20 protein-coding genes are annotated in these 22,607 nt (G+C 68.8%); 9 read left to right on the top strand and 11 right to left on the bottom strand.

Annotated features, from left to right (window positions below; translation table 11 throughout):
* The 5 genes from JWP65_RS10230 to JWP65_RS10210 form a co-directional block, all read right to left on the bottom strand.
* Positions 1–1,038 (bottom strand): HAMP domain-containing protein (locus tag JWP65_RS10230; RefSeq protein ID WP_299763333.1); only part of this gene is annotated, 1,038 nt, incomplete at its 3' end.
* A gap of 431 nt (positions 1,039–1,469) precedes the next feature.
* Entirely contained in the window at positions 1,470–2,687 is a 1,218-nt protein-coding gene (locus tag JWP65_RS10225) for a branched-chain amino acid ABC transporter substrate-binding protein (protein WP_299763331.1), read from the bottom strand.
* 143 nt (positions 2,688–2,830) lie between these two features.
* A complete protein-coding gene (locus JWP65_RS10220) occupies positions 2,831–3,136 on the bottom strand; it encodes a hypothetical protein (RefSeq protein WP_299763329.1) in 306 nt (101 codons plus the stop codon).
* Positions 3,136–3,573, bottom strand: a complete 438-nt coding sequence (locus JWP65_RS10215) for a DNA polymerase III subunit chi (RefSeq protein ID WP_299763327.1) — start codon at positions 3,571–3,573, stop codon at positions 3,136–3,138. Before JWP65_RS10215 ends, JWP65_RS10220 begins: the two co-directional genes overlap by 1 nt.
* On the bottom strand, positions 3,570–5,066 hold the full coding sequence (locus JWP65_RS10210; RefSeq protein ID WP_299763326.1) for a leucyl aminopeptidase: 1,497 nt from the start codon (positions 5,064–5,066) through the stop codon (positions 3,570–3,572). Before JWP65_RS10210 ends, JWP65_RS10215 begins: the two co-directional genes overlap by 4 nt.
* Before the next feature lie 40 nt (positions 5,067–5,106).
* Here JWP65_RS10210 and lptF point away from each other — a divergent pair, with 40 nt between their 5' ends.
* The 5 genes from lptF to JWP65_RS10185 all read left to right on the top strand — a co-directional run bounded on the left by lptF (position 5,107) and on the right by JWP65_RS10185 (position 9,924).
* Positions 5,107–6,207: an LPS export ABC transporter permease LptF gene (lptF, locus tag JWP65_RS10205; RefSeq protein ID WP_299763324.1), complete on the top strand. Its 1,101-nt coding sequence runs from the start codon at positions 5,107–5,109 to the stop codon at positions 6,205–6,207.
* A complete protein-coding gene (lptG, locus tag JWP65_RS10200; RefSeq protein WP_299763322.1) occupies positions 6,204–7,301 on the top strand; it encodes an LPS export ABC transporter permease LptG in 1,098 nt (365 codons plus the stop codon). Before lptF ends, lptG begins: the two co-directional genes overlap by 4 nt.
* Positions 7,298–7,663: a CbiX/SirB N-terminal domain-containing protein gene (locus JWP65_RS10195; protein ID WP_299763320.1), complete on the top strand. Its 366-nt coding sequence runs from the start codon at positions 7,298–7,300 to the stop codon at positions 7,661–7,663. The genes lptG and JWP65_RS10195 overlap by 4 nt, the downstream gene beginning before the upstream one ends.
* Before the next feature lie 43 nt (positions 7,664–7,706).
* Complete coding sequence (locus JWP65_RS10190) at positions 7,707–8,651, top strand: CysB family HTH-type transcriptional regulator (protein WP_299763318.1); 945 nt, start codon at positions 7,707–7,709, stop codon at positions 8,649–8,651.
* A 109-nt stretch (positions 8,652–8,760) separates the two neighbouring features.
* Complete coding sequence (locus tag JWP65_RS10185; RefSeq protein ID WP_299763316.1) at positions 8,761–9,924, top strand: pyridoxal phosphate-dependent aminotransferase; 1,164 nt, start codon at positions 8,761–8,763, stop codon at positions 9,922–9,924.
* A gap of 7 nt (positions 9,925–9,931) precedes the next feature.
* On the opposite strand, the gene JWP65_RS10180 is transcribed toward JWP65_RS10185, so the two are convergent.
* From JWP65_RS10180 to JWP65_RS10165, 4 genes are all read right to left on the bottom strand, one after another.
* Positions 9,932–10,636, bottom strand: coding sequence for a twin-arginine translocation signal domain-containing protein (locus tag JWP65_RS10180; RefSeq protein ID WP_299763314.1), 705 nt, complete (start codon positions 10,634–10,636; stop codon positions 9,932–9,934).
* Positions 10,637–10,711: 75 nt separating this feature from the next.
* Entirely contained in the window at positions 10,712–14,506 is a 3,795-nt protein-coding gene (gene hrpA / locus JWP65_RS10175; RefSeq protein WP_299763337.1) for an ATP-dependent RNA helicase HrpA, read from the bottom strand.
* Between the two features lie 108 nt (positions 14,507–14,614).
* Positions 14,615–15,850, bottom strand: coding sequence for a diguanylate cyclase (locus JWP65_RS10170; protein WP_299763312.1), 1,236 nt, complete (start codon positions 15,848–15,850; stop codon positions 14,615–14,617).
* Between the two features lie 55 nt (positions 15,851–15,905).
* Complete coding sequence (locus tag JWP65_RS10165) at positions 15,906–17,150, bottom strand: GGDEF domain-containing protein (protein ID WP_299763310.1); 1,245 nt, start codon at positions 17,148–17,150, stop codon at positions 15,906–15,908.
* Between the two features lie 78 nt (positions 17,151–17,228).
* Between JWP65_RS10165 and argA the strand changes: the two genes are divergently transcribed.
* From argA to JWP65_RS10145, 4 genes are all read left to right on the top strand, one after another.
* Positions 17,229–18,593: an amino-acid N-acetyltransferase gene (gene argA / locus JWP65_RS10160; RefSeq protein WP_299763308.1), complete on the top strand. Its 1,365-nt coding sequence runs from the start codon at positions 17,229–17,231 to the stop codon at positions 18,591–18,593.
* Between the two features lie 81 nt (positions 18,594–18,674).
* Positions 18,675–19,361: a dienelactone hydrolase family protein gene (locus JWP65_RS10155; protein WP_299763307.1), complete on the top strand. Its 687-nt coding sequence runs from the start codon at positions 18,675–18,677 to the stop codon at positions 19,359–19,361.
* A gap of 2 nt (positions 19,362–19,363) precedes the next feature.
* On the top strand, positions 19,364–20,035 hold the full coding sequence (locus JWP65_RS10150) for a phosphoribosyltransferase (protein ID WP_299763335.1): 672 nt from the start codon (positions 19,364–19,366) through the stop codon (positions 20,033–20,035).
* Positions 20,013–21,359, top strand: a complete 1,347-nt coding sequence (locus JWP65_RS10145) for an erythromycin esterase family protein (protein ID WP_299763305.1) — start codon at positions 20,013–20,015, stop codon at positions 21,357–21,359. The genes JWP65_RS10150 and JWP65_RS10145 overlap by 23 nt, the downstream gene beginning before the upstream one ends.
* A 4-nt stretch (positions 21,360–21,363) precedes the next feature.
* On the opposite strand, the gene JWP65_RS10140 is transcribed toward JWP65_RS10145, so the two are convergent.
* Both JWP65_RS10140 and JWP65_RS10135 read right to left on the bottom strand, forming a co-directional pair.
* A complete protein-coding gene (locus tag JWP65_RS10140) occupies positions 21,364–21,873 on the bottom strand; it encodes a disulfide bond formation protein B (RefSeq protein ID WP_299763303.1) in 510 nt (169 codons plus the stop codon).
* Positions 21,874–21,915: 42 nt separating this feature from the next.
* A partial coding sequence (locus JWP65_RS10135) for a TOBE-like domain-containing protein (protein ID WP_299763301.1) occupies positions 21,916–22,607 on the bottom strand: 692 nt, incomplete at its 5' end.

The following is a 22,607-nucleotide window of genomic DNA, read 5'->3' as shown; positions in this document are numbered from 1 at the left end:
GAACGAGCTCAGCTGATCCACCATCACGTTGATGGTGTCCTTCAATTGCAAGATCTCGCCCTTCACGCCGACCGTGATCTTTTTCGACAGGTCGCCGTTCGCCACGGCTGTCGTCACGTCCGCGATGTTGCGGACCTGGGCCGTCAGGTTGCCGGCCATGGAGTTCACCGAATCGGTCAGATCCTTCCAGGTACCGGCCACGCCCTGCACTTCCGCCTGGCCGCCCAGCTTGCCTTCGGTGCCCACTTCGCGTGCCACCCGGGTCACTTCGGCCGAGAAGGTGCCCAGCTGCTGCACCATCTTGTTGATGGTCATGGCGGTGCGCAGGAACTCGCCTTCCAGGGCGCGGCCGTCGGCTTCCAGGGCCATCGACTTGGACAGGTCGCCCTGGGCCACGGCGCCGATCACCCGCGCCACCTCGGACGTGGGGTGGACCAGGTCGGAAATCAGCGAGTTGATCGACTCGGCGGAATCGCGCCAGAAGCCGCTGGCGCTGGGCATGGCGGCGCGCTCCTTGAGCTTGCCTTCCTTGCCGACCACGCGCGACAGGCGCGACAGCTCCTGGGAGATGCGGACGTTTTCGGCCACCACGTCGTTGAAGGCGTCGGCAACCTTGCCGAACAGGCCGGTCCAGTCGTGCGGCAGCTCGGCCTTGGCGTTGCCCTTCTTCAGCTCCGTCAGATTGGTCAGCAGGATGCGGGTGCGGTCGGCGGACAGCTCCACCTCTTCCAGCATGCTGTTGACGTGGCCGACGTTGTCCTGCCAGAAACCGGTGAGCTTGTCGTCGGCGATGCGCCGGCTGGCCCTGGTGCTGCCGTTTTGTGTGGCGGTGGCCGCCGTCTTGAGCCGCTGGCTGGTGCGGCCGGTCTGGGCTGACAGCTCGTTGAATTCGGACGCTATCTTTCCGTACAAGCCTTCCCATTCGGTCGGCAGGGTCACGCCCTGTTCGCCGCGGCGAAAGGCGCTCAGGGCCTTCAACACCAGCTTGAGATCCCCGTCGCGCTGCTCGGCTGCCGGCAGTTTCGCCAATACTTCCATGACTTCCCCCGTTGGTAAGCAACTGTTGGCTCGACCAACAGAGCAGGGAGGGTACCGGGTTCACTGAAAGCCGACAACACGACAGGGACTCGGAATCGGCCGGAAAGCCAGTCCTGTAGCGGGGCGTAGGAATTGACCGACAGAAAAAGTTGCCCGGCACCTACAGCGCCGAGAGGGCGCTGCGCGACGGTTTTCCGCAGCACGCCGGCTACGGATGGTTACCCCACCAACGAGGAGCAGTCGCCGGCCCGGGCAGCTGAACCTGCGGTCCGAGGCCTGGATGCGGCGTCGCGCCGCGGCGCCCCTGCGGTTGTACGCCACGGATCCGGGCTGCTCGAGCCGGCAACGCGTCCCGGACCAAGGACGGCGACCAAAAAAAACCGCCCGGGCGGCGGTTTTTCAAAGCGTGGGTGTCACCCCCCAGCCAAATCTCATTCGATCGGAGTCTTCTTGCCGCCCCTGTAGGTGTACAAGGTGGTGGCTGCATTCTTGAGTTCGCCGTTGGGCTCGAACGCGATGCTGGCCGTGATGCCCTTGTAGTTGGACTCGGCCAGCTTCGGGATGTAGACCTTGGGGTCGATGGAGTCGGCGCGCTTCATCGCGTCGACCAGCACGAACGTGGCGTCATAGGTGTACGGGCTGTACACCTGGAACTGGTTCGGGTACTTCTGGTCGTACTTGGCCTTCCAGGCCGTGCCGCCAGGCATCTTGCCCAGCGAGGCGCCGCCTTCGGCGCAGATCACGTTGTCCAGCGTCTTGGCGCCGGCGGCCAGCTTGATGATCTCGGAAGTGCAGATGCCGTCGCCACCGAAGTACTTGACGTTGGCCATGCCCAGCTGCTCCATCTGGCGCAGCATCGGGCCGGCTTGCGGGTCCATGCCGCCGTAGAACACGGCGTCCGGAGCCTTCGCCTTGATGGCCGTCAGGATGGCCATGAAGTCGGTGGCCTTGTCATTGGTGAACTGCTCGTCCACCACCGTCATGCCCTTGGACTTGGCGGTCGCTTTGAACACGTCCGCCACGCCCTGACCGTAGGCCGTGCGGTCATCAATGATGGCGACCTTCTTGAGCTTGAGGGTGTCGGCGGCATACAGGGCCAGCGCAGCGCCCAGGGCGTTGTCGTTGGCAATGATGCGGAAGGTGGTCTTGTAGCCGGGCTTGGTCAGGCCGGGGTTGGTGGCCGCGCCGGTGACGTGGGGAATGCCGCAGTCGTTGTAGACCTTGGACGCGGGGATCGTGGTGCCCGAGTTCAGGTGGCCGACCACGCCCGCGACCTTGGCGTCGCACAGCTTCTGCGCGGCGGCAGTGCCTTGCTTGGGATCGGCGGCGTCGTCTTCGGCCTGGATGGCGAAGGTGACCTTCTTGCCGCCGATGGTGACGCCCTGGGCGTTCAACTCCTCGATGGCCATGCGCACGCCGTTTTCGTTGTCCTTGCCATAGTGCGCCTGGGCGCCGGACAGCGGAGCAACGTGGCCGATCTTGACCACGTCGTCGCCGCCGGCAGCAGGCGCTGGCGCTGCCGCGGGAGCCGGCGCGGTGGCCGCCGGCGCAGGAGCCGGCGCGGGGGCGGCTTCCTCTTTCTTGCCGCATCCGGCGAGTGACAAAACGACGGCAGTAGCAATTCCGCCCAGAACCAAGCCTCTCCGCATAGCACCTCCATCAATGATGAATAAATCTTGCTCGACGTCGCGGAAGTTAGCGTATTTTTCACGCACTGGCCATAGGTGCGTACACGCGTGGGTGCACTGGCTGCAAGAGCGCACCAAAACCGCGCGGGCAGCACCGCAACGGGTCAGCGGGAGCCGGGGCCGGCGCGTTGACGCGCCTGCAGTTCCTCAGCGACGGCGGCGGCGACCACCTCGCGCACCACCGCCTCGAGCCGCTCGCGCAGCAGCGGTCCCAGGGCATTGGTCTGCTCCAGCACCACGGTGGCGATGGCTTCGCGCACCCGGCCGTCCAGCGCGAGGTCGACACGCTGCAGCACGCGCTGCGCGATCTGCTCGTGCGACACGGTGGGCAGCGCGGCGCTCGAAGCCGGAGCCCCCTGCACCACTTCGGTGAGGGTGGGCACGAAGCGGGGCGGCGTGCGGCTGGCCATCAACCCATCTCCCGGGTGACGGCGTCGTAGCGGCGGATGGCGTAGCCGCGCGTGGCGTAGTGCTTCCAGCGCGCCCTCGCCTGCTGTCTGTCGTCTTCCTGCTGGCTCACCACCTCGTTCAGGCGTTCGAACTTCTCGAAGCCCTCCGGAACCGCGCCGCCCAGGTTGACCAGCACCTGGTGGTGCGGTGTGCCGCGGGCGCTGGGCGACAGCAGCACCGGCGACGCTTGCAACACATGGGGCGGCGCGCTGGCCGCGTGGCAATGGGGAAAGAACTCGGTTGCCGAGGCGGTCCAGAGTTCGGCATCGAGGCGCTCGAGCGCGCCGGGGTCGCCGGTGACCACCACCTTGACGCCGCTGCCGGCCGCCTTGCGCGCCAGCCGCCCGGCGTACTCGACCGGATCCGCGACGTTGAAGTGGAAGGTCACCTCCGTCATACGGCGGCGGCGCGCGCCCGGGACTTGCCGGCAGCGGGGGCCTTGCGCTCGGCCGGCGCGCCCTGCGCCCAGATGTATTCCAGCAGCAGGCCCACCGGCCGGCCGGTGGAGCTCTTGGCCGCGCCACCCTTCCAGGCCGTGCCGGCGATGTCCAGGTGGGCCCACGGGTAGGCTTGGGTGAAGCGCTGCAGAAACTTGGCCGCCACCACCGCGCCGCCGGCGCGGCCGGCCACGTTGGCGACGTCGGCGAAGTTGGTCTTCAGGCCTTCGGCGTATTCGTCGTCCAGCGGCAGGCGCCAGCACGGGTCCAGCGCGGCTTCGCCGGCGGCGATCAGCTGGCCGGCCAGTTCGTCGTCAGTGGCGAACAGACCGCTGCGCACGCCGCCCAGCGCCACCACGCAGGCGCCGGTCAGGGTTGCGATGTCGATCACGACGCGCGGCTTGAAGCGCTCGGCATAAGTCAGGGCGTCGCACAGGATCAGCCGGCCTTCGGCGTCGGTGTTGAGCACCTCGATGGTCTGCCCGCTCAGGCTGGTCAGGACGTCCCCCGGCTTGTAGGCCGCGCCGTCCAGGGTGTTTTCGCAGCTGGGGATCAGCCCGACGATGTTCATCTTCGGCTTGAGTTCGGCCAGGGCCCGGAAGGTGCCCAGAACGCTGGCCGCGCCGCCCATGTCGAACTTCATTTCGTCCATCTCGGCCGACGGCTTGATCGACACGCCGCCGGTGTCGAAGGTGATGCCTTTGCCCACCAGCACGGTCGGCGCGTCCGACTTGCCAGCGCCTTCGTAGCGCAGCACGATGAAGCGCAGCGGCTCGGCCGAGCCCTTGGCGACGCTCATGAACGAGCCCATGCCGATCTTGGCGACTTCCTTGGGCCCCATCACCTCGCAGCGAAAGCCGTGCGCCTTGGCCAGCTTCTGCGCCTCTTCGCCCAGCCGGGTGGGCGTGGCGTAGTTGGGCGGCAGGTTGCCCAGTTCGCGGGCGAACTCGATGCCCACCGCCGCCGCCTTGGCACGCCCGAACGCCGCCTTGTGGACGCCGGCCTGGGCCACGCCCACCACCACGCGCTTGAGCTCGCGGCCCTCCGGCTTGGACTTGGTGGCGATGTAGACGTAGCTGCTCTCGGCCATGCCGCAGACGGCGGCGCGCACCGCATCGTCGCCGCTGCCGGCGGGCAGCAGGATCGCCATCCGCTTGGCGCCGCTGGAGCGCACGGCGCCAGCGGCCGCATGGATGGCGGCCTGGACCTTCTTGCCCGAGCCGTCGCCGGCGCCGGCGAGGATCACGCGCGGCGCGGTGACGCCTTCGGTCCGATAGGCCTGCAGCAGTTTGCCGGGCTTGGCTTCGAGATGGCCGGCGGCGAGCGCCGCGGCCACCAGCTGCGAGACCGCATCCTTGCCGGGGCGAAAGCCCTCGGTCACCAGGACCACCAGCACGTCGCACTTCTCGGTTGCCGCGCCGGCCGCATCCAGGGTCTTGAGTTCGAAGTCCATAATCTCCTGTTGTTCGCGCGCCCGCCGCGCCTCGCCGCCGATGTTATTCCATTCGTCCATCCGCAAGGAGCTCGCCCGCAGTTTCGGCGCCACCCTGGTGGTGCTGGTCACCATCGTCATGACCATGACGCTGATCCGCACCTTGAGCCAGGCCAGCCGCGGCAGCGTCAACCCGCAGGAAGTCATGATGGTGATGGGCTACACGGTGCTGGGTTACCTGCCTCCCATCCTCACGCTGTCGCTGTTCATCGCGATCGTGGGCACCTTGTCGCGCATGTACCGCGACAGCGAGATGGTGATCTGGTTCGGCGCCGGCCGCGGCCTGTCGGCGCTGCTGCGCCCGCTGCTGATGTTCGCCTGGCCGGTGCTGCTGGTGGTGGGCCTGCTGGCGCTGGTGATCTGGCCCTGGGCCAACCAGCAGACGCAGGACCTGAAGGACCGCTACGGCCGCCGCGGCGACCTTGAACGCGTGGCCCCGGGGCAGTTCCAGGAATCGGCCAACGGCCGCCGCGTGTTCTTCCTGGACAAGGACACGCCGGACAACAAGTCGGGCCGCAACATCTTCATCTCCACCATCGAGAACGACAAGGAGACGGTCACGTCGGCCAGCAGCGGCCGCATCGAGACCATCGGCGAGCAGCAGTTCCTGCTGCTGTCCAACGGCCAGCGCATGGAGAACTCGCTGCGTGGCGAAGGCATGCGCATCAGCGAGTTCGAGCAGCATGGCAGCCGCGTCAATGGGGGCAGCCTGGCGGCCATCGACGAGAGCCCGGTCAAGACCCGCACGACGCTGGAACTGGTGCGCCAGCCTGGCGCCGCCAACCAGGCCGAGCTGGCCTGGCGGCTGGGCCTGGCGGTGGCCGCCTTCAACTTCGTGGTGCTGGCGATCACCGTGTCGAGCGCCAATCCGCGGGTAGGACGCAGCGGCAACCTGATCTTCGCGCTGTTCGCCTTCGTCGTGTACTTCAACCTGCTGAACCTGGGGCAAAGCTGGATCAGCACCGGGCGCGCGGGCTTTGGCGCCTTCTTCCTGCTGCTGCACGGCGGCACCGCGGCGATCGCCGTGCTCTGGCTAGCCAAGCAGCACAACAACTGGGCGCTGGCACCGGTGTTGCGCCGCCTGCGGGAGCGTCGCGCTTGAAAACGCTGCGCCGGCTGATCTACGCCGAAGTCTGCTTTGCCGTCCTGTTCGTCTGCGTCGGCTTCCTGGCGCTGTTCTTTTTCTTCGACTTCGTCGACGAACTGCCCAACCTGGGCGGCGGCAGCTGGCAGCTGACCCACGCCCTGGCCTACGTGGCGCTGCGGCTGCCCAACCACTTGTACGAACTGCTGCCGATCGCGGTGCTGATCGGCACTATCTTCGTGATGGCCCGTCTGGCCCAGAGCTCCGAATACACCATCCTGCGCACCAGCGGCCTGGGCCCCTGGCGGGCGCTGCGCTCGCTGCTGCTGCTGGGCGCGATGTTCACCGTGCTGACCTTCGCTGCCGGCGACTACCTGGCGCCGGCGGCCGACCGCGCGGCGCAGTTGCTCAAGGCCCGCCAGAACGGCGGGATCACCCTGGGCAGCACCGGCGCGTGGCTCAAGGAGCGCCAGCGCCACTCTTCCTTCAATGTCAACGTCGGCGCCCTTACCCCGGACGGCGGCATGCAGGCGGTGCGCATCTTCGAGGCCGATTCGAAAGGCATGCTGGTGTCGGTGACGCAGGCGGCCAAGGCCCGCTTCGCCGACGACGGCGCCTGGCTGCTGCAAGACGCCGAGCGCTCCGAGTTCAACCTGCACGGCACCCAGCCGGCGCGGGTCGAGCGGCTGAAGCTGCCGCAAATGCGCTGGCCCACCGAGATCACGCCCGAGATGGTGTCGGTGGCCCTGCTCAAGCCGGACCGCATGAGCACGCTGGCGCTGTTCCAGTACATCAGCCACCTCGAAGCCAATGCGCAGACTTCCCAGCGCTACGAGATCGAGTTCTGGCGCAAGGTGTTCTATCCCCTCAGCTGCATGGTGATGGTGGTGCTGGCGCTGCCTTTCGCCTACCTGCACTTCCGCTCGGGCGGCATCACCGGCTACGTGTTCGGCGGGGTGCTGATCGGCATCAGCTTCTTTCTGCTGAACAACGTGTTCGGCTACATCGGCAACCTGCAGAACTGGCAGCCATGGCTGGCGGCGGGTGCGCCGGGGCTGATCTACACGGCGCTGTCACTGGGGGCCTTCGGCTGGCTGGTGTTGCGAAGATGACGGCCGGCCGCGCCATCGTCCTGTTTGGCCATGGTTCGCGCGACCCGCTGTGGCGGCTGCCGATGGAGACCGTCGCCACCCGGGCGCGCGCGCTGGCGCCGGGTACGTCGGTGCGTTGCGCCTTCCTGGAACTGGAGCAGCCGGACTTGGCGGCCGCCGTGGGTGAGCTGGTGGCGGCCGGCGCCACGCAGGTCAGCATCCTGCCGATGTTCCTCGGCGTCGGGCGGCATGCCCGGGAAGACTTGCCGTTGCTGGCTGCGCAGCTGCGGGCAAGTCATCCCGCCGTCACTTTCGTGTTGCAGCCAGCCATTGGCGAGGACCACCGGGTGCTGGAATTGATCGCAAGGATCGCCCTGGAATAACGATAGGTTGCATAATGAATTCCTTTCTTAGGTCGAATTCGCTATGAACCTGCATCAGTTTCGCTTCGTCCAGGAAGCGGTGCGGCGCAACCTGAACCTCACCGAAGCAGCCAAGTCGCTGCACACCTCGCAGCCCGGCGTCTCCAAGGCGATCATCGAGCTGGAGGACGAGCTGGGGATCGAGATCTTCGCCCGCCACGGCAAGCGACTCAAACGCGTGACGGAACCGGGCCAGCACGTGCTGCGCAGCATCGAGCTGATCATGCGCGAGGTGGGCAACTTGAAGCGCATTGGCGAGCAGTTCAGCGCCGAAGACAGCGGAACCCTGTCCATCGCCACCACCCACACCCAGGCGCGCTACGTGCTGCCGGTGCCGGTGGCCAAGCTGCGCACGGAATACCCCAAGGTCAACGTCAGCCTGCACCAGGGCTCGCCCGCCCAGGTGGCGCGGATGGTGATCGACGAGGTCGCCGAGATCGGCATCGCCACCGAGTCGCTGTCGGACTACCAGGAGCTGGTCACCCTGCCCTGCTACGAGTGGCAGCACATGCTGGTGCTGCCGCAGGCGCATCCGCTGGCCCGGAAGGACAGGATCACGCTGGAAGACCTGGCCGCCGAGCCGCTGGTGACCTACCACCCGTCGTTCACCGGCCGCACCCGCATCGACGCTGCCTTCGCCCAGCGCAAGCTGGAACCGCGCATCGCGCTGGAAGCGATCGACTCGGACGTGATCAAGACCTACGTGCGGCTGGGGCTTGGCATCGGCATCGTCGCGGAGATGGCGGTGCGCGAAGATGGCACCAACACCGACCTGGCGGTGCGCCCCCTGGGCACGCTGTTCGGGCAGAACCTGGCGCGCGTGGCGTTCAAGCGCGGCGCCTACCTGCGCAACTTCGTGTTCCGCTTCGCCGAGCTGCTGGCCGACCGCCTGGACCGCAACCTGATCGCCAAGGCCATGGCCGGCCACGGCAACGATTACGATCTATGACGCCCCCCCGAAACGGCCTGCGGCCGCCTTCCCTCCAGGGGGCGACAGCAGCGACCCGGCAAAGCCGGGCCGCCGCGTCCCTGGCAAATACCCGTCAACGAGACTGCTGATGAACCAGACCGACCGCACGCCGCCGCTGCAGACCAAGCTGCCCTCAGTGGGCACCACCATCTTCACCGTCATGTCGACGCTGGCCGCCGAAAAAGGCGCGGTGAACCTGGGCCAGGGTTTCCCGGACTTCAACCCCGACGGCAAGCTGCTGGAGGGGGTGACGCAGGCCATGGCCAGCGGCCACAACCAGTACCCGCCGATGACCGGCGTGCCGGTGCTGCGCGCGGCGATCGCGGCGAAGATCGAGGCGCTGTACGGCCGCAAGTACGACGCGGCCAGCGAGATCACCATCACCGCCGGCGCGACGCAGGCCATCATCACCGCCGTGCTGGCGGTGGTGCGGCCCGGCGACGAGGCGATCGTGCTGGAGCCTTGCTACGACAGCTACGTGCCAGCCATCGAGCTGTCGGGCGGCACCGTGGTGCGCGTGCCGCTGACGCCGGGCAGCTTCCGCCCGGATTTCGACAAGATCGCAGCGGCGCTGTCGCCGCGCACGCGGCTGGTGGTGGTCAACTCGCCGCACAATCCGAGCGGCACGGTCTGGACGCGCGAGGAGATGCTGCGCCTGCAGGAGCTGCTGGCGCCCACCGACGCCTTCGTGATCAGCGACGAGGTCTACGAGCACATGGTGTTCGACGGCCAGCAGCACTGGAGCGCGGCGCGCTTTGCCGGCCTGGCGGCGCGCTCGATGATCGTCTCCAGCTTTGGCAAGACCTACCACGTGACCGGCTGGAAGGTCGGATACGTGGCCGCGCCGGCGGTGCTGACGACCGAGTTCCGCAAGGTGCACCAGTTCAACGTGTTCACCGTCAACACGCCGATGCAGTACGGCCTGGCGTCGTACATGGAGTCGGCGCAGCCGTACCTGCAGCTGCCGGCGTTCTACCAGCGCAAGCGCGACCAGTTCCGCGCCGGGTTGGAGCACACCCGCTTCAGGCTGCTGCCCAGCGAAGGCACCTACTTCCAGTGCGTGGACATTTCGGCGGTGAGCGATTTGCCGGAAGCCGAGTTCTGCCTGTGGCTGACCGAGGAGCACGGCGTGGCGGCGATCCCGATCTCCGCTTTCTACGGCGACGGCACCGACCAGCGCGTGGTGCGGTTCTGCTTCGCCAAGAAGGACGAGACCCTGCAGCTGGCGCTGGAGCGGCTGGCCAAGCTCTAGGCCGGTTTCAACACTGGATGGAGTTGCGGCAGAACTTGTCCAGCTCGCGCACCACGGCCTGCCCGCGTACCGCGTTGCGGGCCTTCGTGCCGACTTCCAGCGACAGCTTCATCTCGTACTTGCGAAAGAAGGCGTCGAACAGCTCGCCGCCCAGGGTGGCGTGCGCCGTCAGCGTGTCGGCCTTGGGGTCGTGCTGCAGCAGCACCGCGCACAGCGGCTGCGGCGCCGGCCCCGACAGCACCCGCGCGCCCCGCGCCGGGTCGTACTGGCTGTGTTCGGCGCAGCAGTGGATCAGCCCGTCCTGCAGGCCCTTTTGTGCCCTGGTCTTGCGAAAGCTGATGAAGCTGACCTCGCGCGTCGGATACACCAGCTGGTGGGCGCAGATGGCCGAGAAAGCCACGATGCTGCGGTTCTTGCCGACGCCTCCCGGCCAGCTGTAGCCGTCCTTGTCCTGCGTGTTCAGCGCATGCGGCAGCGCCGGACGCCCCAGCTCCAGCAGGAACACAGGCGTCGCCTCGAACGGGTAGTGGAAGACGTAATTGGTCTGCGGCACCAGCTGCGCGGCCCGCCAAGGGTCACCGCGCTCGTTGACCAGCAAGGCCCTGGCGTATTCTTTCGGCCGGGCGTCGGCGGCCAGGGCCGGAAAGCTGGCTGCCAGCGAGACGCCGGCCGCGCCGGCGGTGCAGGTCTGCATGAAACTGCGTCGGTCCATGTGGGCTCCGTGCTGGATCAGTTCGCTTTCTACCCCAGACGCCGGTTCGCGTGTGGGGAGAACCCGCACTGCAACTCAGCTGTTCAGCTGGCCCCACACTTTCTCCAGCCGCTTGATGCTGACCGGCTGGGGCGTGCGCAGCTCCTGCGCGAAGAAGCTCACCCGCAGCTCCTCCAGCAGCCAGCGGAAATCCTGCGCGCGCTCATCGACCACGCCCTTGCGGTCCGCCACCAGCCGCCAGAACTTGTGCTCTTGCGGCCGCAGTTCGGCCAGCCGGGCGCTGTCGCGCGCCGGATCGGCGCGCAGCTTGTCCAGCCGCAGCACGATGCCCTTGAGATAACGCGGCAGGTGCTGCAGCCGCGTCCACGGCGTGGCGGCCAGGAAGCGCTTGGGCACCAGGCGCTGCAGCTGCTGCGTGGCATCCGCCGTGGCTTCGGGCACGATCCGCGTGTCCTTGATCTTGCGCGCCGCCGCCGCGTAGTCGACCAGGATGATGCCGGCCAGCCGCGCCACCTCGTTGGCGATCAGCGTCAGGCGCCCGCGCCCTTGGTCCAGCCGCTGCTTGAACGCGACGGCATCGGTGGGGAGCGGCTCGAGCAGGAACGCGCGGTCCAGCGCCACTTCGATGATCTGCTCGCGCAGTTCCTCCATCGTGCCGATGGTCATGTAGGCCACTGCCATCTTCTGCAGTTCAGGAATGTTCCTCTCCAGGTACTTGAGCGCGTCCTTCAGCTGCAGCGCGAACAGCCGCCGCAGGCCGGCCCGGTGCTTGGCCGCCGCCACTTCCGGCTCGTCGAAGACTTCGATGCGCACGGCATCCTTGTCGTCGATCAGCGCCGGAAAGCCGACCAGGCTGGTGTCGCCCTTGCGGATCTCCATCAGCTCGGGCAATTCTCCAAACGTCCAGGCGGTGTATCTTTCTCCTCCCGCCTTCGGGGGGAGGCCAGAAGGGGAGCTCGCGGCCTTGGCCCCGGCAGCGACCGCCGCAGCGCCCCCTCCCTGCCCTGCCCCAGCGGGCGAGGGTGAAGCGGAAACCTTCATGCCCGCCAAGGCCTGGAAAGCCCCGCGCGCCTGCGCCCCCAGCTCCGCCTTCAGCGCCGGCAGGTTGCGCCCCATGGCGAGCTGGCGGCCGTGCTCGTCCACCACCCGTAAGTTCATGAACAGGTGCGCCGGCACCATGTCCAGCTTCAAGTCGGTGCGCTTGACGTCCAGGCTGGTCTGGTCGCGCACCTGCTTGAGCAGCGCATCGGTCAGCCCGCCGTGGGTCCAGCGTTCCGGCGCCGACAGCACCTCGGCCAGCCGCGTCGCCGACTCCGGCAGCGGCACGAAACGCGAGCGCGGCTTTTGTGGCAGGCTTTTCAGCAGCGCCTGGATCTTGTCCTTGAGCATGCCCGGCACCAGCCACTCGGCGCGGTCCTCGCTCACCTGGTTCAGCACGAACAAGGGCACCGCCACCGTCAGGCCGTCGCGGGGGTCGCCCGGCTCGTGCAGGTAGCTCGCCGCGCAGTCGACGCCACCGAGCTTGATCACACGCGGGAAGGCGTCGCTGGTGATGCCGGCCGCCTCGTGCCGCATCAGCTCGTCGCGCGTGAGCTTCAGCAGGCTGGGCTGTTCCCGGCTGGCCTCCCGGTACCAGCGCTCGAAGGTGGCGCCGCTGTGGACGTCGCGCGGCAGCTGCTGGTCGTAGTAGGCGTAGATCAGTTCCTCGTCCACCAGCACGTCCTGCCGGCGCGACTTGTGTTCCAGCTCCTCGACCTGCTGGACCAGCTTCTGGTTGGCCGCCAGGAACGGCAGCTTCGTTTCCCACTCGCCGGCCACCAGCCCGGCGCGGATGAAGATCTCGCGCGCGCCCTGCATGTCGAAGCGGGCGAACGGCACCCGCCGGCCGCTGTAGATCACCAGCCCGTACAGCGTGGCGCGCTCCAGCGAAACCACTTCGGCCGCCTTCTTTTCCCAGTGCGGGTCCAGCAGCTGCTTTTTGAGCAGGTGGCCGGCGACTTCCTCCACCCACAGCGGCTCGATGTTGGCAATGCCGCGGCCGAACAGGCGCGTGGTCTCCACCAGTTCGGCCACCACCACCCAGCGGCCCGGGCGCTTTTTCAGGTGCGCGCCGGGATGGCGGTGGAATTTGATGCCGCGCGCACCCAGGTAGACGTCCTCGTCCTCCAGCTTCATGCCGATGTTGCCCAGCAGGCCGGACAGCATGGCCTTGTGCAGCTGCTCGTAGCTGGCCGGCGTGTCGTTCAGTTGCCACTTGTGCTCGGTGACCACCGTCAGCAGCTGGCTGTGGACGTCGCGCCACTCGCGCACCCGCCGCACGTTGATGAAGTTCTGCCGCAGCAACTGCTCGTACTGCCGGTTCGACAGCTTGTGATCGGTGCCGTGGCCGCCGCGCGCTTGGTCCAGCCATTGCCACAGCCGCAGGTAGCCCGCGAACTCGCTTTTTTCGTCGTCGAACTTGGCGTGCTGCTGGTCGGCCTGGGCCTGCATCTCCATCGGCCGGTCGCGCACGTCCTGCAGCGACAGCGCCGAGGCGATCACCAGCACCTCGGACAGGGCGCCGCGCTCGCGCGCCTCCAGGATCATGCGACCCACGCGCGGGTCCAGCGGCAGCCGGGCCAGCTCCTGCCCCATCGGCGTGAGCTCGTTGTCGTCGTCCACCGCGCCCAGCTCGTTGAGCAGCTGGTAGCCATCGGCGATGGCGCGGCTCGACGGCCGGTCCAGGAAGGGGAAGTCTTCCACCACGCCCAGGTGCAGCGACTTCATGCGCAGGATCACGCCGGCCAGCGACGAGCGCAGGATTTCCGGGTCGGTAAAGCGCGGCCGGCTGTCGAAGTCTTTCTGCTCGTACAGCCGGATGCAGATGCCGTTGGCGACCCGCCCGCAGCGGCCGGCGCGCTGGTTGGCCGCGGCCTGGCTGACCGGCTCCACCATCAGCTGCTCCACCTTGCTGCGAAAGCTGTAGCGCTTGACGCGGGCCGTGCCGGTGTCGATCACGTAGCGGATGCCGGGCACCGTCAGCGACGTTTCGGCCACGTTGGTCGCCAGCACGATGCGGCGGCCGCTGTGGCTGTCGAAGATGCGGTCTTGCTCGCCTTGCGACAGCCGCGCGAACAGCGGCAACACTTCGGCGTTGCGCGTCATCACGTCGTGCGCCATGTGCTTGCGCAGGTGGTCGGCGGCTTCGCGGATCTCGCGCTCGCCCGGCAGGAACACCAGGATGTCGCCGGGCGCGTTGCCGCGCCACAGCTCGTCCACCGCGTCGGCGATCGCGTCGTTCAGGTCGAACTCGCGCGACTCCTCGAAGGCATGCCAGCGCTGCTCCACCGGGAACATGCGGCCCGACACGTAGATCACCGGCGCCGGACCGTCTTTCGACGCGAAGTGCTGGGCGAAACGTTCGGCGTCGATGGTGGCCGAGGTCACCACGATCTTCAGGTCGGGCCGGCGCGGCAGCAGCTGGCGCAGGTAGCCGAGCAGAAAGTCGATGTTGAGGCTGCGCTCGTGCGCCTCGTCGATGATGATGGTGTCGTAGGCGTTGAGCAGCGGGTCCGACTGGGTTTCGGCCAGCAGGATGCCGTCCGTCATCAGCTTGACCGAGGCGTCCTTCGAGAGGCGGTCCTGGAACCGCACCTTGAAGCCGACCACCTCGCCCAGCGGCGTGTCCAGCTCCTGGGCGATGCGCTTGGCCACGCTGGATGCGGCGATGCGCCGCGGCTGCGTGTGGCCGATCAGGCGCGGCCGTTCACCGGGTTTGGCATTGAGCTTGCCGCGCCCCATCGCCAGCGCGATCTTGGGCAGCTGGGTGGTCTTGCCCGAGCCGGTTTCGCCGCAGACGATCACGACCTGGTTGGCCGCCATGGCGGCCATGATTTCCTCGCGGCGGGCGGAGACCGGCAGCGATTCCGGGAAGTGGATGTTCAGGGGAGCAGGCAAGGCGTCGCGGGGCAAAGCCCGGGATTATCGGTCCCCCGGGGCTCAGGCGGGCTGGACCGCCAGCTGCCCGTGCTCCTCACGCGGCATTTCGGTGATCTGGCCAGCTTCCTCGTCGTAGCAGGCCAGCCGGCTGCCGTAGCTCCAGGCGGTACGCGCCATCGCCCGCGCCGTGGAGATGGCCTGCGACGGCCGCACCTGGGTGCTGGTGGTCAGCACGCCGATGCCGGCTTCGGCGACCCAGGCGGTGTGGGCGTGCTCCAGGCCGGCCGGGTCGCGGCTGGTGCTCAAGGCCACTGGCCGGCGCAGCCGCTCACGGATCAGCCGCGCCAGTTGCGCCACCCGCTCCTGGTCGGGCACACTGCGCAGCAGCAGCAGGAAGCCGTCCTCGCCCAGCCGCCCCATCTCCACGTTCTGCGGCACGCAGCGGCGCAGCCGGCTGGCGCAGACGAACAGGGCGTGGTTGAAGGCCGCCCGGCCGTGCAGGTTCTCCAGCGCGTACAGGTTGGCGATGCAGATGGCGATCACGCCGATCCGCCGCTCTCCGCCGTCCTGGCGAAAGAACATGTCACCCACCATCTGGCCCGTTTCGCTGTGCGAGCGCATCCGGGTGACGGGGTCGTAGCTGGGGCCGTGGGCCATCACCTCGGCCAGTTCCAGCAAGTAGGAGTAGCGGCCCCACAGCACGCCGGCGATCACGCCCAGGTAGGCGATGCCGGCGACGGCCGTCACGGCGTGGACCGGCCACGGCGCCTGCCGGTACAGGGCGATCCAGCCGAGGCCGGCGATCGCCAGCAGCATGAAGAGGATGCCGGCGACGGCCGACCAGCCGGCGCGGTCGCCGCGCACGGCGCCCCGGGCCGCGAACACCAGCATCACCGCGCCGATCGAAAACGCGGCGATCGAGCTCAAGGCGACGGCATGGCGCGGCTCCAGCAGCCAGCCGGCCACCAGGAACAGGGCGCCGGCGCCCAGCAGGCTGGCGATGGCCCGCCTGGCCACGGCCGTCTGCCGCAGCATGCCCAGCGTGGACATCAGCATCAGCGCCAGCACCACCGCGGTGACCACCGCCACGTGGGACAGCAGCCGCGCTTCCAGCGCGCCCTGCAGCGGCAGCCAGCCCAGGTGCACGATGCTGAAAGCCGCGGAAAACAGCGACGTCAGGGCGGCCGCAATGGCGACCCGCTTGTGCAGGCGCAGGTAGGCGGCGAGCGAGAGCACGAGCATGAGCGTCGCCATGCCGTAGAAAGCCCCCCAGAAACCGACCGCCACCTTGTCCATGGCACACGATAGCGCAAAGGCGCCCCGCCGTCGCCTCCCGGCCGGCGCTCGCCCCTCAGTAAGCCGTGGCCAGCCACTGGCCGTGGCCGGTGTTGTCGTCCAGCGGCAGCTCGGCGATACGACCCAGCTGCTGGTCGAAGAAGGCCAGCCGGCTGCCATAGCTCCAGGCGGTGCGGGCCATTGCGCGGGCGGTGGAGATCGCCTGCGACGGCCGCACCCCGGTGCTGGTGCCCAGCACGCCGATGCCGACCTCCGCCACCCAGGCGGTGCCGGCCCGCTCCAGCCCGGCGACGTCGCGGCTGGTGCTCAGCGCCACCGGCCGTGCCAGCCGCTGGCGCACCGTGCGCGCCAGCTGCACCAGTTGCTGCATCTCGCCGGCATTGCGCACCATCAGCAGGAAGCCGTCGTCGCCCAGCCGGCCCATCTCCACCACCTGCGGCACGCAGCGCCGCAGCCGGCCGGCATAGATGAACAGTGCATGGTTGAAGGCGGCCCGGCCGTGCAGGTTCTCCAGCGCATAGAGGTTGGCGATGCAGATGGCGATCACGCCGATCGGCCGCTCGCCGCCTTCGTGACGAAAGAACATGTCGCCCACCATCTGCCCGGTTTCGCTGTGCGAGCGCATCCGCGTGACCGGGTCGTAGCTGGGGCCGTGCCGCATCACCTCCGACAATTCCAGCAGGTAGGAGTAGCGCCCCCACAACGCCGACGCCATGACCGCCAGGTAGGCCATGCCGGCGATGGCGCTGACGGCGTGCACCGGCCAGCCCGACGTGCGGTCCAGGGCGATGGTGCTCAGGCCGCCCAGCGCGACCAGCATCAGGGACACGCCGGACACGGTCACCCAGGCCAGCCGGTCGCCGCGCAAGGCCCGCCGCAAGGCGATCACCAGCATCAGCAGGCCGATGCCGAACGCGACCAGCGAACTGAGCGCCAGCGCCTGGGCCGGCGCCAGCGCCCAGCCGACGGCGATGACCAGCGAGGCCAGGGCCAGCATGCCGGTGAAGGCGCGCGAGGCCAGGGCGCGGCCGCGCAGCAGCCCCAGCATGGCCAGCAGCATCAGCGCCAGCACGCCGGCGGACAGCATGGCCACGTGCGCCAGCACGCGCGCCTCGGCCGGGCCGGCTATCGGCAACCAGCCGAGGTAGGACACGACGAACGCGGCCGACACCGCCGCCGACAGGCCGGCCATCAACGCGACGCGCTTGTGCGAGCGGGCGTAGGCGATCAGCGACACGACCAGCATCAATGCCGCCGTGCCGAAGAATGCGCCCCAGAAGCCCGCCGCCAAAGGATCCATCCGTGCACGATAGCGGAAAGCGGCCGAAGCGTCCCTTAAACTGTCGCGCTCACAGACGACCCGCCCGAATCCACGCCGATGTCCGCCATCTTCAATTTCACCTTCGTGCCGTGGTTCCGGTCCGTCGCGCCCTACATCCACATGCACCGGGGCAAGACCTTCGTGGTCGGCATGACGGGCGAGGCGATTGCCGCCGGCAAGCTGCCGCACATCGCGCAGGACCTGGCCCTGATCCAGAGCATGGGCGTCAAGGTGGTGCTGGTCTACGGCTTCCGCCCCCAGGTCAACGAACAGCTGGCGGCCAAGGGCCACGGCGCGCGCTATGCCAACGGCATCCGCATCACCGACGAGGTGGCGCTGGACAGCGCCCAGGAGGCCGCCGGCCAGCTGCGCTACGAAATCGAGGCAGCCTTCAGCCAGGGCCTGCCCAACACGCCGATGGCCGGCTCCACCGTGCGTGTGATGTCCGGCAACTTCATCACGGCGCGGCCGGTGGGCATCGTCGACGGCGTCGATTACCAGCACTCCGGCCTGGTGCGCAAGGTGGACGTCGCCGGCATCACCCGCACGCTGGATTTCGGCGCCATGGTGCTGCTGTCGCCGTTCGGTTTCTCGCCGACCGGCGAGGCCTTCAACCTAGGCATGGAGGAGGTCGCGACCAGCGTGGCGGTCGCGTTGCAGGCCGACAAGCTGGTGTTCCTGACCGAGGTGCAGGGCGTGCGGTCCAAGCCGCTGGAGCCCGAGGGCGAAGACAACCCGATCGACACCGAGCTGCCGCTGGCCGACGCCGAACAGCTGCTGGCCAGCCTGCCGCCGGCCCAGCAACCGACCGACACGGGGTTCTACCTGCAGCACTGCGTCAAGGCCTGCAAGGCCGGCGTGGAACGCAGCCACATCATTCCGTTCGCCACCGACGGCTCGCTGCTGCTCGAGGTGTACGTGCACGACGGCATCGGCACCATGGTGATCGACGAGAAGCTGGAAGAGCTGCGCGAGGCGACCGCCGACGACGTGGGCGGCATCCTCCAGCTGATCGAGCCGTTCGAAAAGGACGGCACGCTGGTCAAGCGCGACCGCACCGAGATCGAGCGCGACATCGCCAACTACACGATCATCGAGCACGACGGCGTGATCTTCGCCTGCGCCGCGCTCTACCCTTACCCAGAAGCGAAGACCGGCGAAATGGCCGCGCTGACCGTGTCGCCGCAAAGCCAGGGCCAGGGCGATGGCGACAAGGTGCTGCGCCGCGTGGAGCAGCGCGCCCGGGCCATGGGCATGGACAGCATCTTCGTGCTGACCACCCGCACCATGCACTGGTTCCTCAAGCGCGGCTTCGTCCAGGTCGACCCCGACTGGCTGCCCGAGGCGCGCAAGCGCAAGTACAACTGGGACCGCCGCTCCATGGTGTTCGTCAAGAAACTGGCGTCGCAGGCAAAAGGCTGACGTGACAGCCGGCCCGTTCGGGCCTATCGTCTCCACCACGGCACGGCCGATTCCCGGCGGCCGAGCGTGGAGGAGACGACCATGCGCAGCAACCTGCCCGCCACTCCCCTGCAAGAGGTCCGAATCCCGTGCGGCGCCGCCTGGCTGCACGGCGACCTGGCACTGCCCGGCGAGTTCATCGGGGTGGTGCTGTTCGCCCACGGCAGCGGCAGCGGCCGCCACAGTGCGCGCAATCGCCAGGTGGCCCGCCGGCTGCAGGAGTCCGGCGTCGCCACCCTGCTGTTCGACCTGCTGACGGCGCAGGAGGACGAGGTGGACGTGCGCACGCGCGAGCACCGCTTCGACATCGCCAAGCTGACCCGCAGGATGGAGGACGCCGCGGCCTGGGCCGTGCTGCAGCCGGCGCTCAAGGGCATGCCGCTCGGCTTTTTCGGCGCCAGCACCGGCAGCGCCGCCGCCCTGATCGCCGCGGCGCAGCTGGGCAACCGCGTCTCGGCCGTGGTGTCGCGCGGCGGCCGGCCCGACCTGGCCGGCCCGGCGGTGCTGGCCGCGGTGACGGCGCCGACGCTGCTGATCGTCGGCGGTGATGATCCCGAGGTGGCGCGGCTGAACACACAGGCACTGGAACAGCTGCAGTGCCCCAAGCGCCTGGCCGTGGTGCCCGGCGCCGGTCACATGTTCGAGGAGCCGGGCGCGCTCGAGGCCGTCGGCGACCTGGCCGCCGCCTGGTTCAGCCGCCACCTGTTGCGCACCGAGCACCTGGCGTGAGCATGGTCCCCTATGCCAACCGGCGACAAGCCGGGCAGCTGCTGGCCGAGTCGCTGCGTCACCTGGTCGGGCGCGCCGGCCTGCTGGTGCTGGGCCTGCCGCGCGGCGGGGTGCCGGTTGCCTACGAGGTGGCGCGGGCGCTGGGCGCGCCGCTGGACGTGCTGATCGTGCGCAAGCTGGGCCACCCGCACCATCCGGAATACGCCATTGGCGCGATCGCCATCGGCGGCGTGCGCGTGATGAATGCCGAGGCGGCGCTTGGCCTGCGGCCGCAGGAGGTGGAACGCATCGCGCGCCGCGAGCAGGAGGAACTGGAACGGCGCGAGCGGCTGTACCGAGGCAACGCGCCGCCGCTGCTCCTGCACGACCGGGCGACGGTGATCGTCGACGACGGGCTGGCCACCGGCTCGACCATGCGGGCCGCCGTGCTGGCCGTGCGGCAGCAGCAGCCCGCCTGGATCTGCGTGGCCGTGCCGGTTGGCGCGCCGGACAGCTGCATGGCGCTGGAGGCCGATGCCGACGAGGTGGTCTGCCCGGCGCGCCCGACACCGTTGCGCGCCGTCGGGCTGTGGTACCGCGAATTTTTCCAGACCGGGGACGACGAGGTGCGCCAGCTGCTGGCTGCCTCCCGGCTGGCCCAGGAGCCTGCCCATGACGGTCCAATCCGCTCGTGACGACGCCGTGCTGCAGGGGCTGCGCCGGCACCTGCGCCCGTTGCCGGCAGCGGCCGCGGCCGATGCCGCCCTCATGGCTCGCATTGCGCGCTCGCGCATCGCGCTGTTGGGGGAAGCCTCGCACGGCAGCCACGAGTTCTATGCCGAACGGGCGGACCTCACGCGCAAGCTGATCGCCGAGCACGGCTTTCGGGCCGTCGTCGTCGAGGCGGACTGGCCCGACGCCGGGCGCGTCAATCGCTACGTGCGCGGGCTGTCCGACGACCCTGATGCCGCCACCGCGCTGTCGGGCTTCGAGCGCTTTCCCACCTGGATGTGGCGCAACACCGTGGTGCGCGACTTCGTCGAGTGGCTGCGCGCGCACAACCGCGGCCGGCCGCCGGCGCACCAGGCCGGCTTCTACGGCATGGACCTGTACAGCCTGTTTCGCTCCGTCGATGCCGTGCTCGGCTACCTGGACCAAGCGGATCCCGAGTCGGCGCAACGGGCCCGCGCGCGCTACGCCTGCTTCGACCACTATGCACAGGATGGCCAGGCCTACGGCTATGCGGCCGGCTTGGGCATGAAGGCCAGCTGCGAGGACGGGGTGATCCAGCAGCTGCGCGAGCTGAACCTGCGGGCCACCGAAGCCCTGCCCGTCAGCCGCCAGGACCGCGACGACCTGTTCTTCGCCCAGCAGAACGCACGGCTGGTGCGCAATGCCGAGGAGTACTACCGCACGCTGCTCCGCGGCCGCGTGTCGTCATGGAATTTGCGCGACGCCCATATGGTGGAGACGCTGCAGGCGCTGGAAAAGCACCTGGCCGGCAACGACGGCCCGCCGCGAATGGCGGTGTGGGCGCACAACTCGCACCTGGGCGACGCCAGCGCCACCGAGATGGGCGAGCAAGGCGAGTGGAACGTCGGCCAGCTGGCGCGCGACCGCTGGGGCCCGGACGCGGTGCTGGTGGGCTTCAGCACGCACCACGGCACCGTCACGGCGGCATCGGAATGGAACGGCCCCGGCGAGCGCAAGCGGGTGCGCGCCGGCCTGCAGGGCAGCCACGAAGACCTGTTCCACCAGAGCGGCCAGCCGCGCTTCTGGTTGCCGCTGGCCGATGATGCGGCGCTCGCCGCGCTGCTGTCGCAGCGGCGCCTGCAGCGCGCCATCGGGGTGATCTACCAGCCGCGAACCGAGCGCCAGAGCCACTACTTCCAGACCCGGCTGCCGCTGCAGTTCGACGCCATGATCCACATCGACACCACGCACGCGCTGGAGCCGCTGGTGCCGCCGCCGCAGTGGCACACCGGCGAGCCGCCGGAGACCTATCCCTGGGGGCTGTGAGGCTTCAACGCGGACGACGCAGTTGCCGCGCCGCCAGCACCAGCCCCAGCAGGGCGAAAAACACGAACCCCAGAAACGACCAGTTGGCGATCGACAGCCCCAGGAAGGTCCAGTCGATCTTGGTGCAGTCGCCGCTGCCGCGGAAGATCATCGGGATCGCCCGCTTGAGCGGGAAGGTCTCGATCATCCCGTACAGGTCGCGCCCGCAGGAGGCGATCTCCGGCGGGTTCCACTGCAACCAGCTCTGGCGGGCGGCGACGAAGGCGCCCAGGCCCGCGATGATCGCCAGCAGCGCCGAGCCGACGATGCGGCCCGTGCGCGAGCGCACGGCGGCGGTGGCGCCAGCGACGACCGCCACCAGGATCAGGGCGTAGCGCTGCACGATGCACATCGGGCACGGCTCCAGCCCCACCACGTGCTGCAGGTAAAGGCCAAAGGCCAGCATCGCCACGCAGGCAGCCGCCACCAGGCCCAGGAGGCGCCGCGGCGCGGCGTCGAACCAGTTCAGAACCATCGTTGTTTTCCCATCCGGCGCGCGGGCCGGTGGGTCCGGCCTTCAGCTCGCGCTCTCCACGAACACCCGGGCACGGCGAGGCGTCACGACCAGCGTTTCCCCCTCGCGCAAAGCCATCTCCGAGAACTGCTGCGCAGGGATTTGCGCCTCGATGATGTCTTGCCCGGCCACATTGTCCGCTGGTTTGTTCCCGTCCATCGGCACAAGTTCCAGCCGTGCGATCGGCCCGACGACGATCGCGCGTTCCAGCCGCACCACGATCCCGCGCGGGCGCCCTTGCGCGTCCACTCCGGCGCCGGGCACGTAGCGCTCCACTTCCATGTCGTGCGGACGCACGTAGGCCGCGGCCTTGGCGTGCTGGGCGCCTGCATGTTCCGGCGACTCCAGCTGCAGGCCTTCCAGGTGCACCTGGCCTTCATGGGCGCGGCCGTGGAACAGGTTCACGTCACCCAGGAAGCCGTAGACGAACGGGCTGGCCGGATGGTCCCAGACCTCCTGCGGCGATCCGACCTGCTCCACCCGCCCGGCGTTCATGAGGACCACGCGGTCGGCGACCTCGAGCGCTTCCTCCTGGTCGTGCGTGACGAAGATGCTGGTGACATTGAGCTCGTCGTGCAGCCGCCGCAGCCAACGGCGAAGTTCCTTGCGGACCTTCGCGTCGAGCGCTCCGAAAGGCTCGTCGAGCAGAAGCACTTTGGGTTCGACGGCGAGCGCGCGCGCCAGTGCGATGCGCT

This window comes from Ramlibacter sp., from assembly GCF_028292805.1.
Classification (GTDB): domain Bacteria; phylum Pseudomonadota; class Gammaproteobacteria; order Burkholderiales; family Burkholderiaceae_C; genus Ramlibacter.
Note: the sequence above shows the minus strand (reverse complement) of the source record. Positions and strands in the feature narration are given on the sequence as shown.